This window comes from Chitinophaga sp., from assembly GCF_036569125.1.
GTDB lineage: Bacteria > Bacteroidota > Bacteroidia > Chitinophagales > Chitinophagaceae > Chitinophaga.
The window spans coordinates 1-16,803 of the sequence record NZ_DATCRF010000225.1 but is presented as its reverse complement, the minus strand read 5'-3'; the positions used below and the strand labels follow the sequence as shown (position 1 = coordinate 16,803).

General features: G+C 50.3%; 10 protein-coding genes. 4 read left to right on the top strand and 6 right to left on the bottom strand.

Going from position 1 to position 16,803, the window contains the following annotated elements:
* From VIM87_RS08015 to VIM87_RS08005, 3 genes are all read right to left on the bottom strand, one after another.
* A partial coding sequence (locus tag VIM87_RS08015) for a glycoside hydrolase family 3 N-terminal domain-containing protein (protein ID WP_331996478.1) occupies positions 1 to 849 on the bottom strand: 849 nt, incomplete at its 3' end.
* 319 nt (positions 850 to 1,168) lie between these two features.
* A complete protein-coding gene (locus tag VIM87_RS08010; protein WP_331996477.1) occupies positions 1,169 to 3,613 on the bottom strand; it encodes an ABC transporter permease in 2,445 nt (814 codons plus the stop codon).
* A 185-nt stretch (positions 3,614 to 3,798) separates the two neighbouring features.
* Positions 3,799 to 4,968 (bottom strand): PepSY-associated TM helix domain-containing protein, encoded by a 1,170-nt coding sequence (locus tag VIM87_RS08005; protein WP_331996476.1) that lies wholly within the window; start codon positions 4,966 to 4,968, stop codon positions 3,799 to 3,801.
* 635 nt (positions 4,969 to 5,603) lie between these two features.
* Here VIM87_RS08005 and VIM87_RS08000 point away from each other — a divergent pair.
* The 4 genes from VIM87_RS08000 to VIM87_RS07985 all read left to right on the top strand — a co-directional run bounded on the left by VIM87_RS08000 (position 5,604) and on the right by VIM87_RS07985 (position 8,686).
* Complete coding sequence (locus tag VIM87_RS08000) at positions 5,604 to 5,897, top strand: RNA polymerase sigma factor (protein WP_217604956.1); 294 nt, start codon at positions 5,604 to 5,606, stop codon at positions 5,895 to 5,897.
* A gap of 156 nt (positions 5,898 to 6,053) precedes the next feature.
* On the top strand, positions 6,054 to 7,166 hold the full coding sequence (locus tag VIM87_RS07995) for a FecR family protein (protein WP_331996475.1): 1,113 nt from the start codon (positions 6,054 to 6,056) through the stop codon (positions 7,164 to 7,166).
* A gap of 387 nt (positions 7,167 to 7,553) precedes the next feature.
* Positions 7,554 to 7,877 carry a metalloregulator ArsR/SmtB family transcription factor gene (locus VIM87_RS07990; RefSeq protein WP_331996474.1) on the top strand — a complete coding sequence of 108 codons (324 nt, stop codon included), beginning with the start codon at positions 7,554 to 7,556 and terminating at the stop codon, positions 7,875 to 7,877.
* A gap of 263 nt (positions 7,878 to 8,140) precedes the next feature.
* On the top strand, positions 8,141 to 8,686 hold the full coding sequence (locus VIM87_RS07985) for an RNA polymerase sigma factor (RefSeq protein WP_331996473.1): 546 nt from the start codon (positions 8,141 to 8,143) through the stop codon (positions 8,684 to 8,686).
* Here VIM87_RS07985 and VIM87_RS07980 read toward each other — a convergent pair.
* The 3 genes from VIM87_RS07980 to VIM87_RS07970 form a co-directional block, all read right to left on the bottom strand.
* Positions 8,680 to 11,562: a glycosyl hydrolase gene (locus VIM87_RS07980; protein WP_331996472.1), complete on the bottom strand. Its 2,883-nt coding sequence runs from the start codon at positions 11,560 to 11,562 to the stop codon at positions 8,680 to 8,682. The genes VIM87_RS07985 and VIM87_RS07980 overlap by 7 nt on opposite strands.
* A gap of 133 nt (positions 11,563 to 11,695) precedes the next feature.
* Positions 11,696 to 13,177, bottom strand: coding sequence for a RagB/SusD family nutrient uptake outer membrane protein (locus tag VIM87_RS07975; protein WP_331996471.1), 1,482 nt, complete (start codon positions 13,175 to 13,177; stop codon positions 11,696 to 11,698).
* A gap of 29 nt (positions 13,178 to 13,206) precedes the next feature.
* On the bottom strand, positions 13,207 to 16,563 hold the full coding sequence (locus VIM87_RS07970) for a TonB-dependent receptor (protein ID WP_331996470.1): 3,357 nt from the start codon (positions 16,561 to 16,563) through the stop codon (positions 13,207 to 13,209).
* Positions 16,564 to 16,803 lie beyond the last annotated feature (240 nt).

The window sequence follows — 16,803 nt, the reverse complement described above, 5'->3', positions numbered from 1 at the left end:
CACAAAACCTTTAAAGCCCCATTGCCTGCGCAGCAGCTCCGTCATCAGCCATTTGTTGCCGGTAGCGGGTATGCCATCCACTTCGTTAAAGGAGGTCATTACAGTGGCTACGCCCGCGTCCACTGCAGACTTATAGGGCGGTAGATAATCCTGCATCATGCGGCGGCGGCTCATATCCACCACATTATAATCGCGGCCGGCTTCCACGGCGCCATATAAAGCAAAGTGTTTTACACAGGCCAGTATGGTATTATTGGCAGCAAGGTCTGTACCCTGGTAGCCCTTTACCTTTGCTTTGGCTACCTGTACGCCGTACCAGGTATCTTCCCCTACCCCTTCGGCTACACGGCCCCAGCGGGGATCGCGTGCAATATCCACCATGGGGCTGAAGGTCCAGTGCAGCCCGTCGGCGCTGGCTTCCTGTGCGGCAATACGCGCGCTTTTTTCCAGCAGGCCAAGGTCCCAGGTGCAGGCTTCGCCCAGGGGAATGGGGAAAATGGTCTTGTGGCCATGGATCACATCGTAACCGAATAGCAGGGGGATCTTCAGGCGGGTACCCATAGCCATTTCCTGCAGCTTGCGGGTATACTGCGGCGTGTAGGCGTTAAAGATAGATCCACACAAACCGGCTTCAATATCTTTCTTATAGCCCGGCCTAACGAAGGGGCCGGTAACATCCATATCGCTGGTGAGCAGGTTAAGCTGGCCTATTTTTTCGTCCAGCGTCATGCGCTGTATGAGCTGGGTAATGAATTGCTTTTTAGCTGCTGATGTTTGCTGGGCCTGGGCTGGGGCTGCAAGTACAATGGCAATGAGGGCCACTGTACAGCCGGTAAGGATCCGTTTCATGACGTGTTGATGTTTAGATAGGGATAAAGGTACGTAACCTGGCTATGTAAACTTCAGGCAGGATTATTTATCCAAGGTGTAAACTTATTCCGGGACGATTTATGTTTGGCACGTCTTAAAGGTGTGGTATACTTGCAAATAAGCCGTAGATAAGCCGTCTCTTATAAGGGGGAGCTTATAGGGAGTGTACATAGGGAGTATAGAGGGCTTATAGGGGGCTTATCTATTTACTGCAACCGAATGCAAGCACCACTTGCATACCCATGTACTGGGATGCAAGTGTGCCACACCTTTGAGGTGTGGCACACATATGTTTATATTATTCCGTTTTTAAACTCTTTACCGGGTTGGCCACTGCAGCTTTTACCGCCTGGAAGCTGATGGTAAAAAAGGCAATTAATAATGCCAGTAAGGCGGCTATGCCAAACACCCACCACTGGATGCTGATACGGTAGGCAAAATGCTGCAGCCATTGCTGCATGCCCCAGCCCGCAATGGGCGCGGCTATGAGCGCGGCTATAATTACCAGCTGCAAAAACTCTTTCGATAACAGGGTTACTACCTGGCTTACAGAGGCGCCCAGCACTTTACGGATCCCGATCTCTTTCACCTTTTGCTCTGCTGTGAACAGGGCCAGGCCGTACAATCCCAGGCAGGAAATAAATACGGCCATAATGGTGAAAATGGTGATGATAGTACCGGTACGCCGCTCCATTTCATAATTATGCTGGAACTGCCGGTCTAAAAAGTAATATTCAAAAGGCTCTTCGCTGTTAAGGGTTTTCCAGGTAGCGGCCAGGGACTGCAGGGCGCTTTGCAGCTGCTTTGTATTGAGGTGCACCGTCAGGTAGTTATACTGCCCCTGCTGCATTTCAAAGCTGTAAGATTTAATGGGTTCCTGCAAACCTTCAAAATGAAAGTTCCTGGTTACGCCAATGATCTCATAGGTGTACGTGCGGCCCTGCCAGTCAAAGAAAATGCGTTTGCCAACAGCATCTGCCGGCTGGTAGCCCAGTTCCCTGGCGGCTCTTTCATTTAACACGATCTTGTTGAAACCGGCGGTATCTGCAGCGAATCCGTTGGAGAAAAAACGGCCGGCCAGCAGGGGAATCTGCAAAGTAGCGGCATAATCATAATCCACCCAGTTAGAGCGGATGGCTACTCCCTCTTTGGACGATTTACCTTCTGTATAAAAAGATTTATCAGAAAGCACGGCCTTGCCGGGGTAAGTGTCGCAGCCGGAGGCTTCTGCCACAAAGCTGCTTTTTTTGACTTCTGTTTTAAAGGCCTGGTACATCTTTTTGGCATGCTCCGTTCTCAGGGGTATCACTACTTGCTGCGATTGCTGGAAACCCAGCTGCTGGTGCTGCATATACCGCATTTGCTGCAAAATTATGATGGAGGCCAGGATGAGGCAAATGGCAATGGCAAACTGGAAGATCACCAGCCCCTTGCGCACAAACACTGCTGCAAAACTGTTCTTTAACCGGCCCTTTAATACCTGCACCGGGCGAAAGGCGGAAAGGTAGAAAGCCGGGTAGCTGCCGGCCAGTAAACCCGCCACCAGCGTAAGTATAATAAAGGCGGCAATGTACAAAGGATTGGCCAGCACGCTTAAGGTGATGGCGCTTCCGGAAACATTATTGAACAGGGGCAGCAGAGAAGCCAGTAAAACAACGGCCAGCACTAATGCAATTATACTGGCCAGCACCGATTCACCTATGAACTGCTGCACCAGCGAGCCGTTACCGGCGCCAATAGCCTTGCGGATCCCCACTTCCACCGCGCGTTTGCTGCTGCGGGCGGTGGAAAGGTTCATGAAATTAATGCAGGCGATCACCAGTATGAACACCGCGATCAGGATGAGCATGTACACATAGGTAATGCTGCCATTGCGGGCAAACTCCGCATCCAGGTGGGAGTGCAGGTGAATAGCTGTTACGGGCTGCAGGAAATGTTTTTTATCGAAGCCGGCTGCTTTCAGCCATTTGCGCTCATACTTTTCTATAAAAGCGGGGAATTTACTTTCCAGCACAGCTGCATGGGCGCCGGGTTTAAGCCGCAGATAGGTATAGAAGATATTGTTTACGGCAAAGTCGGTGGTGTTACGTGCAAACTCGCCCATAGCCCCGCTTTGCAGCGACATAAAAAAGGTACCGTCAATATGCGATTTGCCGGTGGGTGTGAACACGCCGGTGATCCGGTAATCAATGTTGCCGTTGCTGCTATTAATGCGGATGACCTTATTCAACGCGGGCGCGGTACCGAATAATTTTACGGCGGTTTCTTTAGAGATCACTACGGTATTGGGCTCCTGCAGGGCATTATAGGGGTCGCCTTCTGTAAAATGATAGTTGAAGATGCGGAAAAAAGGCGCATCGGCCATATAGCCATGGCTTTCGTAAAATGACTTCACCAGGGCGCCGCCTTCATAATACTGCAACAGGCTCTTATCCTCATTATAGGGTACAAACAAACGGGCTGCCTGCTCTACTTCCGGGAACTCCTGCTGCAGGGCGGCCGCAAAGGGTGCGGCGCTCACGGCATTGGGAATGGCCCCGTCCTTGTTTATGCTTACCGTACCCAGGCGGTACAGGTCCTGCGCGCGCCGGTGCTGCCGGTCATAGCTGAACTGATCCTGCACATACAGTAAAATAAACATGCAGCAGGCCAGGCCAATGGCCAAACCAGCCACATTGATAATGGAAAATACCTTGTTGCGCCACATATTGCGCCAGGCGGTTTTGAGATAGTTTTTAAGCATAACCCCGGGATTGAGCGTAGAAAGGCCCGCAAAGGGAGTGCTGGATTGGGTGGAGATTGATTACCAGGTGGTTGTGATTATTGGGGTGATAAGGGTGTCCGGTTTTAAGGCAGTGGGGTGTTCGAATCTGGACGCAGGAGAGGATCTATGTGTGCCACACCTTTGAGGTGTGGCACACGTGCAAGTTACGCCATTGCCACCTGTTGTGCGGCTACAGGTTTGCCCTTGCTTTTCTTATGCCTGCGGCCCCACCAGATGTAAACGCCGGTAACGGGCAGGCTGGCAGCAATAAGACTGGCGCAGAAAGCCATGATCTTACCGGGCAGGCCCAGAATGGCGCCTACGTGAATATCATAGTTCATACGGGCCAGCTTATCTGCAGCAGATGCTTTTGCAAAACGGTTGTAGGAGTGGGTAACCGGTATTTCCTGCAGGGTATACTGATCAAAATAGAGAATATCCTGCTTCCAGTAAGTATCCATATCCGGATTGGCTACGGCCGAAATGGTGGCGGTATCGCTTTCGGGGTAATGTATTTCCAGGAACTGTGCTTTAGGATAATCCGCTTTCATTTTTTCCCAGAGCCGGTCTGTAACCGGGGTGGCAGCGGCTAATGCAGCCGTGTTCTTTTTGGAGAAGGGCTCGTAATACTGCACCAGGCTTTTACCGCCGGAGCTTGTCCAGTACACGGTTTTGGCAAACCATTGAAAGCCCATCACCAAACCGGTAAGGGCTATAAAAATGATCACCCAGCTAACATAAAAGCCCAGCACATTATGCAGGTCATAGTTCACCCGGCGCCAGCGGGCATTCCATTTTACGGAAAAACGCTGTTTGCTGGCAGCCCGGTTTTTAGGCCACCACAGCACCAGGCCGGTAATAAGCATGATCACAAAAATAAGAGTGGCGCTGGCTACAATGGGCTGGCCAATGGCGGGCGGCAGCCATAAATAGTAATGGCCCATGATCACGATCCGGAAAAAGTCGCGGTTCATATCCTTTACCTTCAACACCTGCCCGCTGTAGGGATTAAAGTATACGATGTAATAATATTCCGGGTCTGCCGCATAAAAGGCTACTTCTGCGGCCCGGCCTTTCGGGAAAAAGCTTACGCTGTGCGGATGCTTGCCGGGCAGAGCTTTTTCTGCGGCAGCCTTTAGTACAGACGGTGGCAGAAAGGGGCGCTGCTCATTTTTAATATAACGGTAAGGGGTGGTTACACTTTCAATTTCGTGCTGAAAGGCCAGTATACAGCCGGTAAGGCCCAGGAATAAAACTATCAGGCCGGAGCCAAGCCCCAGCCAAAGATGTATTTTCCCTATCCAGTACTTCAGATCCTTTTTCTTAGTTCCCATATGGTAAAGCCGGCGGCATTACGCCTTATTATAGGTATTTAACATATAAAAACGTTTGCCTTACAGCTGCGTCCTCATTGTTAATGCCTTTGTCACTTATCAGATTACCCGGCAAAATTGCGATTTAAGCGGCTAAAGCGTTTACGGGATCGGGAAAATTATTTACGGGATACGAAAAAAATTGAACCGGATCCGGCAACGGCCACTACCCGGGTCTATAACAGCGTGGGCTACACGATATTTTCACAGCAGGGCTTTTACCGGTTAAAGATCTGCCGGTTCCTGATGCCGGCAACGCAGGCACCATACATTTATCCGGTGATCCTTATTCCCTGCAATCCGCCCTGGTACCGTGTTTGTTATATAGCATCCTGCCCTACTGCTTTTACCGGTTACGCGCTGGTCATCAACAAAAAAAATTATTCACCGTTAACAACGGTCAAATAATATTTTCTGTACTTTTAGTTGGTATAAGTTAGGCACAACTGCTTGTCATAAGAATTACGAACCTTGCCCTGAAAGTTAGATGCTCTTCCTTAGAATTGTTGCCTGGTTCCGGCTATTGTATCGTAGACATCGGGAATCATATACCGGCTACGGGCCAACGTTATGAACAGAAAAACCAAAACTAGTGTATGAAACGAAAAGTGGAGCAACACAATGACAAACAATTATTACGCAGACTCAGAACGGGCGACCCAAATGCGTTGAACGATGCCTATCGTCAATATCGTGTATGGCTACTGGTGGTAGCTACCACTTATCTCACCGATGAAGCTGAAGCCAAAACCCTGGTGGAAGACTTTTTCATAGAATGCTGGGATAAGAACTTATTTAAGGATGTTCGCGTTCCGTTAAGGACTTTTCTATTCAAAACCCTTACAGAGCGTTGCAAAAAACAGGGTATACAGGTAAACATGTACCCCTGATAAATCTTCGGGAATAGATCAACAATATGCCATTTTATTGACCGGTAGTACTATTATTACTTCTACTTCGACCATGTCAATTTGTATGACTGCCAACGAAACAACATTGTAGCCTTGACACACACACAACAACAGAATGAACACCTATGGCAACTGATGTTTGAGAAGGTTGCCGGCGTGATCTCCACGAAAGACCTGCATTACCTGGAAACGCAGCTCCGGGAGGATGAATCCATGCAGGAAGCATTCCACGCCATAGAAATCACCTTTGGCCATGAAGATCTTGAACGTTTAAAGGATGATGAGGACTGGGCCGATCTTTTAAGCGTGATCAAAACCCGGCCACGCACAGCCCCCACACACCGCTTTGGTAAATATACCATGGCAGCTGTGCTGGCAGGCCTGCTGGTAAGCGCCGCGGGACTTTACTTTTTAACGAACCATAAACCGGCGCCTCCGTTAGCGGCTGTTACTGCGGCCGAACCCCCGCAGGTAGTATTACAGCTGGCGGACAGTAAAACCGTACTGCTGTCTGACAAAACCACCAACATCCGCCTGGGCGATGTGCAGCTGCACAATGCGGCAGACCAGCTCACCTTTAACAGCCCAAACAATTTTTCCGTATATGGCGGGCAGCACACGCTGATAGTGCCGGTAGCCAAATCGTACAGGGTTACCCTCTCCGATGGTACCGCTGTATGGCTGAATGCCGACACCCGCCTCCAATTCCCCTTCAGCTTTAACGGCAGCAGCCGGGAAATTACCCTGCTGAGCGGGGAGGCATATATTGAGGTGGCCCCGGATGCCGGCCAGCCTTTTATTGTACACACACCTAACAGCACCGTACAGGTATTGGGCACGGCGTTCAATATTAATGCCTACAACCCAAAGCAGGTGCGCCTGTCGCTGGTAAGCGGGTCGGTTAAAATGAACACCCATGGCGCAGCCGTGGTGGTAAAGCCCGGTATGGAAGCAGTATGCACGGCGCCCGGGAGCTTGTACACACAGTCCTTTGATGAAAAAACGGTGCTGAGCTGGAAAGCCGGTAAGCACTTCTTTGATAAGGCCTCCCTGTCAGATATCTGCCTCATCCTGTACCGCCATATGGGTATTAAAGCGGTTATAGACAACAGCCTGCAGGGACGTGATATTCACTTTAACGGTATGGTGGATAAGCATAAGCCCATCCAGGAGTTTATGGATGATGTGAAGAATACGACCGGGGTAGATTATTACTTTGACGGGCAGGGTATACTGCACTTAAGATAAACTGCTTAATACAGCGTTAAGCTGTCAGATATTGCTTAAAGGTTGAGGTACGTTACAAGGGAATAATAAGTACCTCCGGCGCATTCCGGGTGATGCCGGAATGCGCCACAAATGAACAGGGGCTGACCAGGCTAATGGTCAGCCCCTTATTTATCCGGACGCCTGGTTGCGATTGGATACCTGGTTGCCGTTTAAGCGATCCTCAAAGCCCCCGCTGTACTTTTTGGCTCTCCCCTGCGTTCCAGGCCCTGTTACCGCAAGTGCAATCCCGCTACAGCAAAGCATTGCAAAGCCTCATTCCCCCTGGTAAAAATGTTTCAGTAACCAAAAGGTTTCATTATTTTTGTGGCGGGGGAAAATTATCATCCCTGACTAATTACATTTATCATGAGACGGGATGTTTTCCAGGCGATCGCGGATCCAACGAGAAGGGAAATTATACACTTGCTGGCCCGGCAGGCCCTTAACCTGAATGCAGTAGCAGAAAACTTTGACATTAGCCGGCCGGCTATTTCCAAACATATTAAAATACTCACGGAATGCGGGCTGGTGGTGATCAAACAACAGGGCCGGGAACGGTATTGTTATGCGGAGCTGCAAAAACTGCAGGAGGTAGCGGAGTGGACTGAAAAGTACCGTATTTTCTGGACCGGCAAACTGGATGCGCTGGAAAATTTCCTGGAAAAAACACAAGCCCGGAAGAAAAAATGATTGTCATTTTCCCCTCCGCCCCAGGGGGGATTGCGTTTATAAAGCTCAGAACAATCACCTCCCGCTATAAATAATACGCCAGCCCTCCTAAGCAGCCACCACAGTACATTTTAGTAAATTATAAAATATGCCTGCCTAAGATCCGGCCGGGCAGGTATGCCGTATATCTTCAAGGAACCTCCTGTTACCAATTATATACCTACTGTTCACTTTGTCCGGAATTTAGCTGCATTTGATTATTCCACTTACCCAATTACGGAAGTATGAATCCGAATGATCAATATTTATTGAACCAATTAAAGGCTGGTGATGTTACTGCTTTTACACAGCTCGTTGACAAGTACCGCCGCTGGATGGTTTACATAGCCTATACGGTGCTGGAAGATGAAACGGAAGCACATGATATTGTGCAGGATTTTTTTATGGATTGCTGGGAGAAACAATTATTCATGAACGTAAGCATCTCCCTGAAAAGCTTTTTGCACTGCGCCATGAAGAACCGTTGCCTGAACCGGCTCCGGGACGAGGCTTTGCGCCGGAAGAAATTAAAGCTGCTGTTACAGCAGGCTACAGAGCTGCCCCTGCAGCCTGCTGAGAACAGTGATTTCTGGGAACGTGTGCTGCAGGTGGTAGAACAGGTGCCGCCCGCCTCTGCACAGGTATTCCGCTATACATATTTTGACGGCATGAACCGTAAGGAAGTAGCCTTACAGCTTGGCATCAGCCCCTCTACTGTCAAACATCAGCTGGCGCGCTCCCTGCGCATTGTACGCAACCTGCTGCTGCGCAGCCCCCAGCTCAATTACTGATCCTGCGTTTCCAATACCACCGGCCCTAATAAACCGGATTCCAGCAGCTGCCATTCCGGGCGGATGGTGATATTGGTTTTGGTGAACCGCTTTTCCGCAGGCTGGCCACGATCGCCTACCAGGCGGTTACGCCAGCTGTTGATCACTTCTACTTCCAGCACATTCTTACCAGGCTGTATATCGTCTAGGGCTATACGATAAGGCGGCGCCCATAATACCCCGATCTCTTTTCCATTTAGTTTCACTCCGGCAATACCTACGTCTTTCACAGCGCCCAGGTTCAGGTAAATGCGCTGATGCTTTGGATCATAATTAAACTCCTTATGATATACTACACTGCCGGAGTAGTAACGGATGCCGGGTTCCGGCCTTTCCGTCCAGCTGGTGAGGAACGGGAACTCCACGGAGGCCGGGCCTCCCCAGCGCTCATCAAAGTGTAGCTGCCAGGGCCCCTGCAGGGTATCTGTTACCCTAAACTCCGGGAAGTTGGTGGCTGCTGTGCCTTGCTGCGTAACCGGTACAGGTTTGCGGAACACTACAAACCAGGAGCCATAAGGCGCAAAAGATACCGGTACCGTAGTAACACCGTTTGCCTGTGTATACGCCATCGCAGGCTGGGTGTGGCCGCTTACCGGGTCCCAGAACTCAGGCTGGCGCCCGCTTACCCGGAAGCTAACGGTAGCTTTTACCGGTGTTTGCTTCCGGCTGCTGATGAAATAATAATCTGCTTCATTCCAACGGTGATGGATATATCCAAATGTATCTGTTGCCGGCGCTTCAAAATGGCAGTCGGCCGCTATCTGCTGTAAGGCCAGCCATTCTGCGGCAGTGTAGCCCCAGGCCATACGTCCCTTGCCTACTGCCCGGCTGCCTGGCTGCTGATTGGCCGTACTGTCGGCACCCCACAAATGCGCTACCAGCTGTTGTAATGTTTTGCCAGAGGTAGTGTATTTTTCCAGGCTTACAGTTCTTTGTGTGCGCGGGCCTATCACTGTGGCGCCGGCGCTTACCAGCTGATCTATTTTTTGCAGCGCAGCCAGCGACATTACACGGTGTTTGGGCAATACCAGCACGCGGTAACGCATGCCATGCGGCAGCGTGATCCAGCCTTGCTGTACCTGTAAGGCCATTAATCGATCTTCATTGATCACATCATAATCATATCCTGGTAAAGCGCCCGCAGGATCATCTTCTTTCAACCGTGCAATATTCGGTACATGATCTCCATAATAATATAACACATCGGCTACAAAACGGCCCTGCTGCATCATGTACTGCGCGCGGGCCATGTAGCTCCAGAAAGCATCTGAATATTTCCACCAGGTTATGTTGGGATTGAAGTGTGTGCCTGCAAAATATTCCTGCCCCGGCAAGCCCATTTCAGGCGGGGAGCTGGTAAAGGTATGCAGCAAAGTGAGGTTCAGGCCTGCACAGAGCTCATGGTCAAAGCTGGGTTTCATTTCTTTCCAGATAATATCATCCCAGTGATGGCCAATGGTGGTAAAGGCTTCTGCGCCTACCAGGTTCTTATTATAGATATGCGCTGCGCTGGCGGCCTGTTTCACAAAAAAGCGGCTTTCAGGCAAAGGGCGGTGCGCGGAGGGCGACCAGAACTCGCCCATCATAATCTCACTATGTCCAAAATTCTTTAACCCATCAAAGGGGCCAGCATGCGGGCCGGCGCTTTCCGGCTGAATGCCCATGCCATAAGCGGCTGCTTTTTCCTGGAATACCTTGTAATGATTATCGGCAATACAATCGCTGATAGTTTTGCGCAGGTCTGCTAAAAAACGGTTGCTTACCTCGCGGCTGTCAATGAGCTTCCCGGCCACTATGGGTAAGTAAGGGAGCAGATCATATCCACGGCGGTTGCGGAACTCCTGCTGAAAATCTTCTGTCCAGTTAATGCCGCCCAGCTCCCAGCTGTCTGTTTGCAAATAACGCAGCGTAGTGCCTGCATCCTTGCCAATGCTTTGCAGCAGCGGTTGTACATGCGTATTCCAGTACCGGGTAAAATGCTGCCGGCTCATATAGTCAATTACTAAGCCCTGCCATTTACCGCTGGAGGTAGAAATTTCAGCACCGTTGAGGGTGTACCCAAATCTTAAGATCACCCATTTGCCGGCAGGCGCTTTCCAGCTGAGCACACCCTGTGCGTTCATTTTTTGCGTAAGGTTAATAACAGTGGTGTGCTGTGCATGCACCAGCTTATTATTGGCGGTATCCTCATTCAGCAGAAAGCGGGTATCCGTGGCGGAGCCGCCTACTTCATCAAAAGCTGCTTTTTGCCTCAGGTTATGCAGGGGTTGTATGCTGGTAGTATCCCTGTAGGGAAAGGCCAGCACGGCAATGTCCTTATAAAAACCATCCAGCGCAGCCGGTACCGGTAAGGGCTGTACGTAGTTTTGGCCACCGTTGATGATGGTTTGCGACCAGGTTAAACGCTTGGCGGCTTCCTGTGGTTTTACATCCGGTGCGCCCAGGTTCCAGCCGCTTTGGATGTTAAGGCTTAATACCAAACCCAAGCGGTGCGCTTCCTGTACGGCAAAGCGGAACAGCTCCTGCCAGGCCGGTGAGCCAAACAAGGGGCCTTCCGGCACGTTACTATTTCCACGCTGATCCTGCCCGCCTGCGTCAAAGATGCAGGCTCCGCTGAAACCCTTTGCCTTCATAGCTTCCAGGTCGCGGGTAATGGACTGTTTGCTTACATTGCCATTCAGCCACCACCACCAGCAGCGGATGCCGTAAGCAGCAGGCGGCTGCTGAAAGGCCGTTTCAGAAAGTTGTGTATTGGTGCTGCTATTGGGTTGTTGTGCAAATGCCTGTTGCGATAGTAACAAACCGGATAAAAGGCCGGTTAAGATTATGGATCTCATAAGCATGTTTATTCAATAAATGTAAAATTTCAAATGTAAAATCTTAAATGTAAAAGTGGAGTGCAGCGTATAGTTGGAGTTTTCTTACACGCACTTTTACATTTTACATTTAAAATTTTACATTTTACATTCCTTAATCCATCAGCTGCACTTCCCTGCGCGGGTACTGATAAATAAGCTTTATGCTGGTATAGGCTGCAGGCACCAGGTAAGCTTTCAGGCTCTTTTCCCTGGCAGCATGCGCCTGCATAACGGTAGTGCCCTGGCCGGTGCGCAGCAGGTCAAACCAACGGTGATCTTCAAAGGCCAGCTCTACCCTCCGCTCCTGCCATACAGCCTGGCGAAAGGCTTCCTGCGAGCTTACATTCAGCGCCGGATTGGCATTACCGGATGTTTTGGGCAACAGCCCTGCGCGCTGGCGCACCTGGTTCAACAAGGTATATGCTTCCCCGTTAGCTGCAAAACCGGCTTCATTCAAACACTCCGCCAGCATCAGCAGCACATCTGCAAAACGGTATACCGGGAAGTTGCTGGCTGTCTGGTAACGGATGGCATGCGGCGTTTTATACTTGATCACATAAGGTACTATCTTACTGGTATTAGGATCCGTAAAGGAAAGGCTGATGGATGCATCCTTACGTTTATCACCTGCTTCATAAGCATCCAGCATATCCTGGGTAGGAATGTTCCAGCCCGATCCGGAACCTGTATACAAACCAAAACCGGTAATGCTGCTGCCGGCGTTGTAAGGTGCAAACTGGTACATAAAATCGCTGAACTCATTGGAGCTGCCTTCCATATACTGGATCTCAAAAATAGATTCCACACTGTTCTTGTTAGCCAGCGTGTACAGGCTGGCATAATCCGGCAATAGTGTGTACCCGTTGGGCGACTGCATTACGGCGCGTAACAGCGGCACTGCATTATTGTACTGCTTTTGTGTAAGGTATACTTCCGCCAGCAGGGTTTGTGCGCTGGCTTTTACTGCACGTCCTTTATCCTTGGCATTGGTCCATGCATCCGGCAGATTGGCGATAGCGGTTTGTGCGTCTGCTATGATCTGGGTGTAGATGTCGGCTGCCGGTTTACGTTCTGCCACATTAAAGGCATCGTTGGTAGAGGTTACTTCATGTGTAACCAGTGGAATATCGCCAAAGGCGCGCACCAGGTTAAAGTAATAGAAAGCCCGCAAAAAGCTGGCCTGCCCGGTGATCTGCGTTTTTATGGTTGCGTCTATATTGGCGCCGCTTAAGTGGTCCAGCACGGTGTTACAGCGTGCAATACCATTGTAGCTATAGTTAAAGTACGCGTATACAAAGCTGTTATCATCCTGCTCGCGGAACTCATCCAGCTCTTCGCGTGCAAAACCGGAAGCATCGCCGGTATTCTTCTGGTAAGAGGTATTGTCGGAACGCATTTCCGCCATGACCCAGTGGCTGCCGGTGTATAAGCCCTGCAATGGGGCATAGGCGCCGTTTAAGGCCTGCACAAACTGGTCGGCGGTCTTAAAATAATTGCCTTCTTTCTGGAACTGCTCCGGCGATATATCCAAAAAGCTTTTTCCGCAGGCGCTAAGCAGCAGGCAAGTGAGTAATAAATATCTTGTGTGTTTCATGTTACATGTTTTTGAGAAAACCATCATTCCTATAACTTCAGGTTTGCGCCCAGTGTAAACGTGGCCGGTACCGGGTAGCCGGTATAGTTCACGCCCGGGGCCAGGGAGTTATTGCCGTTCACATTCACTTCCGGGTTACCCCTGTAGGATGAGAAGATCCAGGCATTCTGCGCGCTGAAGTATACCCGCACATTATTGGCTGCTTTTATTTTAAAGCTGTAGCCCAGGGTAATGTTCCTTAGCGCCACGTACGATGCATCTTTTACCCACAGGGAATTGATCTCACGCGCCAGCGGTGTGCTGGCCACCGTGGTGGGCAGCTGCCCGTTGCCCGGCTGCTGTGGCGAGCGCCAGCGGTTCTTTACATCTTCCTCTACATTAAACACCCCATCCAGGTTAGTGGTGAACCGTTTGTACAGGTCCAGCACCTTAATGCCCTGTGATCCGTTGATGAGGATAGACAGGTCAAAATTGCCGTAGTTAAATTTATTCGTGAGGCCCCAGGTAAAATCCGGGTAAGGGCTGCCCATAATGGTTTTGTCGGCGCTGGTAATGTTACCATCTCCATTCACATCTTTATACTTTACGGTGCCGGCTACCTGCCCGGTTTGATGCGGTGATTTATCCACCTCTTCCTGGCTCTGGAAAATGCCTTCAAAAATATAACCGTAGAACATGCCCATGGGCTGTCCGATCCGGGAAATATTCGTGCTTTCGCTACCGGAAATGATCTGTGATTTATTGCCCAGGTTCTGAATGCGGTTACGGTTAAAGGCTACGTTAAAGTCGGTGCTCCAGCGGAAGGCATTTATAAAATTGCGGGTGCTTACAGAAAACTCCCAGCCATGGTTGCGTACTTCGCCAATGTTGGCAATGCCGCTTTCAAAGCCCGATACGCTGGGCACATCAATGGTTTGCAGCATGTTCTTTGTATCACGGACGTAATATTCACCTATGAAATAAATGCGGCCTTTTAACAGTGACAGGTCAAGGCCTACATCTGTTTGCCGGGATGATTCCCAGCCCAGGTCGGGGTTAGCCAGGGCATTCACACGCACACCGCTGGCCAAACCACCGCCCAGCACATAGTTGGTATTGTTTAAGAAGTTGCTGCCATTGTCAATTACCACGCCGGGTAAATAGGTATAGTTACCAATGTTATTGTTGCCTGCCAAACCATGGCTGGCGCGCAATTTCAGGTCGTCAATAAAACGGGTTTTCGGGAAGAAGGGCTCTTCAGATACCCGCCATCCCAGTGATGCGGAGGGGAAATTACCCCAGCGGTTGTTCTCACCAAAACGGGAAGAACCATCGCGACGGAATACCACGCTGGCCAGGTAACGGTCTTTAAAACCATAGTTAATACGGCCCAGGTAAGAGAGCTGCCGCCATTCCTGTACAGAGGTTTGACCGGTGATCACAGCTGCGGCATTTAGTGTGCGCACATTATCATCCGGGTATTGTGTGCCGGTGAAGTTGCCGAACTCACCCCGCTCCTGCTGTGCAGTGTAGCCGGCCAGTAAGGAAAAGCTGTGCTGCTTCCATTGCTTGTCATAGGTAAGTGTATTTTCATTCAGCAGGCTTAATACGCTGCCGGTATTATACTGGCCGCTTGCGGGCTGCGGGGGCGGGCTGCGGAAGCTGCCTACAAAAGAAGGCACGTAAATGTTCTGCTTATCGTTACTGTAGTCAACATTCAGGGTGGTTTTAAAATTCAGGCCGGGAATAATTTCCCAGTTCACATACACATTCGTTAACGCACGTACGCTGTTCACCTTGTTGGTTGTATTCTCCAGTACATTCACCGGGTTGGCATTGGAAAAAGCATCCGGCGATCCTATGACCGGCGTAAAGCTGCCATCCGGCTGTTTTACGGGCGGCACAGGACTATTCAGCAGGCCCTGTGTAAGAATGGCGGTGTTAAAGTGGCCTTCTGTTTCCTGCAGGTTGCGGATGTTATAGGTGGGTGAAAAGTTAAGGCCTATGGTAACATTCCTGCGCACATTGCCTTCAATATTTGCGCGGAAGGTATAGCGCTGGAAAGCGGTATTGCGTACAATGCCCTGCTGGTTAAAGTAACCGCCGGACAGCAGCACCCTGATATCTTCCGAGCCTTTGCTCCAGGTAACATTATAGCTTTGAATAGGTGCGGCATGCGTCATAGCATCGTACCAGTTAGTACCAACGCCTAATGAATCCGGGTTACGGTACTGCGCTGGTACAGATGCGGGATCAAAGGGCTGGCCGGTAAATGCGGCCAGATCCTGCCGGTGCTCTGTGCGCCACTGCGCATATTCCTGCGCCGTCATCATCTTTACACGGTTGCGTTTATACTCCTGCTGAATGCCAGTATACAGGTCCACTTCCAGGCGGCTGGTACCGGGTTTTGCTTTTTTTGTGGTGATGAGTATTACGCCATTGGCGCCGCGGGAGCCGTAGATAGCTGCTGCAGAGGCGTCTTTCAGCACCGTGATGGATTCAATATCATTGGGGCTGAAAAGGCTCAGCGGGTTTGAATATTTGTTATAGTTGGTGGTAATGGGAAATCCATCTATCACGTACAGCGGATCATCGCCTGCACCTATGGAACCGGCGCCACGGATGCGTACCACCGGGCTTCCACCAGGCGTGCCCGTTACCTGCATTACCTGCACACCGGCTACCTGGCCGGTCAGCTTCTGATCTACGCTGGTTACCGGCAGGTCTTTGATAGATTCTGCACGTACGGTGGATACGGCGCCGGTTACATTACGGCGCTCCTGCTTGCCGTAGCCTACCACCACTACATCCTGCAGGGATTGGGAGGCTGGCCGCAGCTGTATGTCTACCGTTGTTTTGCCTTCAACAGAAAGCTCCTGTGTTTCATAGCCGATAAAGCTTACCAGCAGCATTGGGTTATTGCCGGTTACACGTAATCTAAAGGCGCCATCGGGATTGGTAACCGTACCATTGGCGGAGCCTTTGATCACCAGCGTTACGCCGGGTATGGGATGGCCCAGATCGTCCCGGACCGTGCCGGTGATCACTTTTTCCTGGAATGCTGCAACGGCGATGAGCTTGTCCTTATCCAGCGCATACAGCAAAATGCGCTCATCCATCACCTTATAACCAATGTCCATTGGTTTTAATACTTTATCCAGCAGCACGCCCAGCTTCTCATTATTTACGGAGAACGACAGCTTACGGTCTGTCCGGATCACCTCCGGGCTATACAGGAAGCGGATGCCTGTTTGCTGCTGCAGCAGCTCAATAATGCCGGAAATTTGTGTTGGCTGTACGGTAAGTGTTACTCTTTTGTTCAATACATCCTGTGCGGATATTTTGCTGGCATACACGGTGCAGGCAAACATACCTGCCAGTGCCAGCTGTATTACTGTTATCCTCATGACAAGCAGTATTTTGGCCCTCCATGGCCTGTGCTTAGGCACATGAATGACCTGCGATGAATAGCGATCGCTAGATTTCATAACATGAAAAATTTGTTGGTTTAATAAAAGGATCCGGAAATTAAGGCCGTGCTAAACGGTATTGCGCCACAATACCGGCAGGCCTGGTGGAATTGATTTTGGTTAATTTTTCATAACTTGGAATTGTTTGTTCGTTTAATAAAAGGATCCGGACAACAC

Bases quoted from the DNA above. Each gene is read 5' to 3' on its own strand.
- VIM87_RS07980 (WP_331996472.1), bottom strand. From the start codon at position 11,562: ATGAGATCCATAATCTTAACCGGCCTTTTATCCGGTTTGTTACTATCG.
- VIM87_RS07995 (WP_331996475.1), top strand. From the start codon at position 6,054: ATGTTTGAGAAGGTTGCCGGCGTGATCTCCACGAAAGACCTGCATTAC.
- VIM87_RS08010 (WP_331996477.1), bottom strand. From the start codon at position 3,613: ATGCTTAAAAACTATCTCAAAACCGCCTGGCGCAATATGTGGCGCAAC.
- VIM87_RS07985 (WP_331996473.1), top strand. From the start codon at position 8,141: ATGAATCCGAATGATCAATATTTATTGAACCAATTAAAGGCTGGTGAT.
- VIM87_RS08005 (WP_331996476.1), bottom strand. From the start codon at position 4,968: ATGGGAACTAAGAAAAAGGATCTGAAGTACTGGATAGGGAAAATACAT.
- VIM87_RS08000 (WP_217604956.1), top strand. From the start codon at position 5,604: ATGAAACGAAAAGTGGAGCAACACAATGACAAACAATTATTACGCAGA.
- VIM87_RS07970 (WP_331996470.1), bottom strand. From the start codon at position 16,563: ATGAGGATAACAGTAATACAGCTGGCACTGGCAGGTATGTTTGCCTGC.
- VIM87_RS07975 (WP_331996471.1), bottom strand. From the start codon at position 13,177: ATGAAACACACAAGATATTTATTACTCACTTGCCTGCTGCTTAGCGCC.
- VIM87_RS07990 (WP_331996474.1), top strand. From the start codon at position 7,554: ATGAGACGGGATGTTTTCCAGGCGATCGCGGATCCAACGAGAAGGGAA.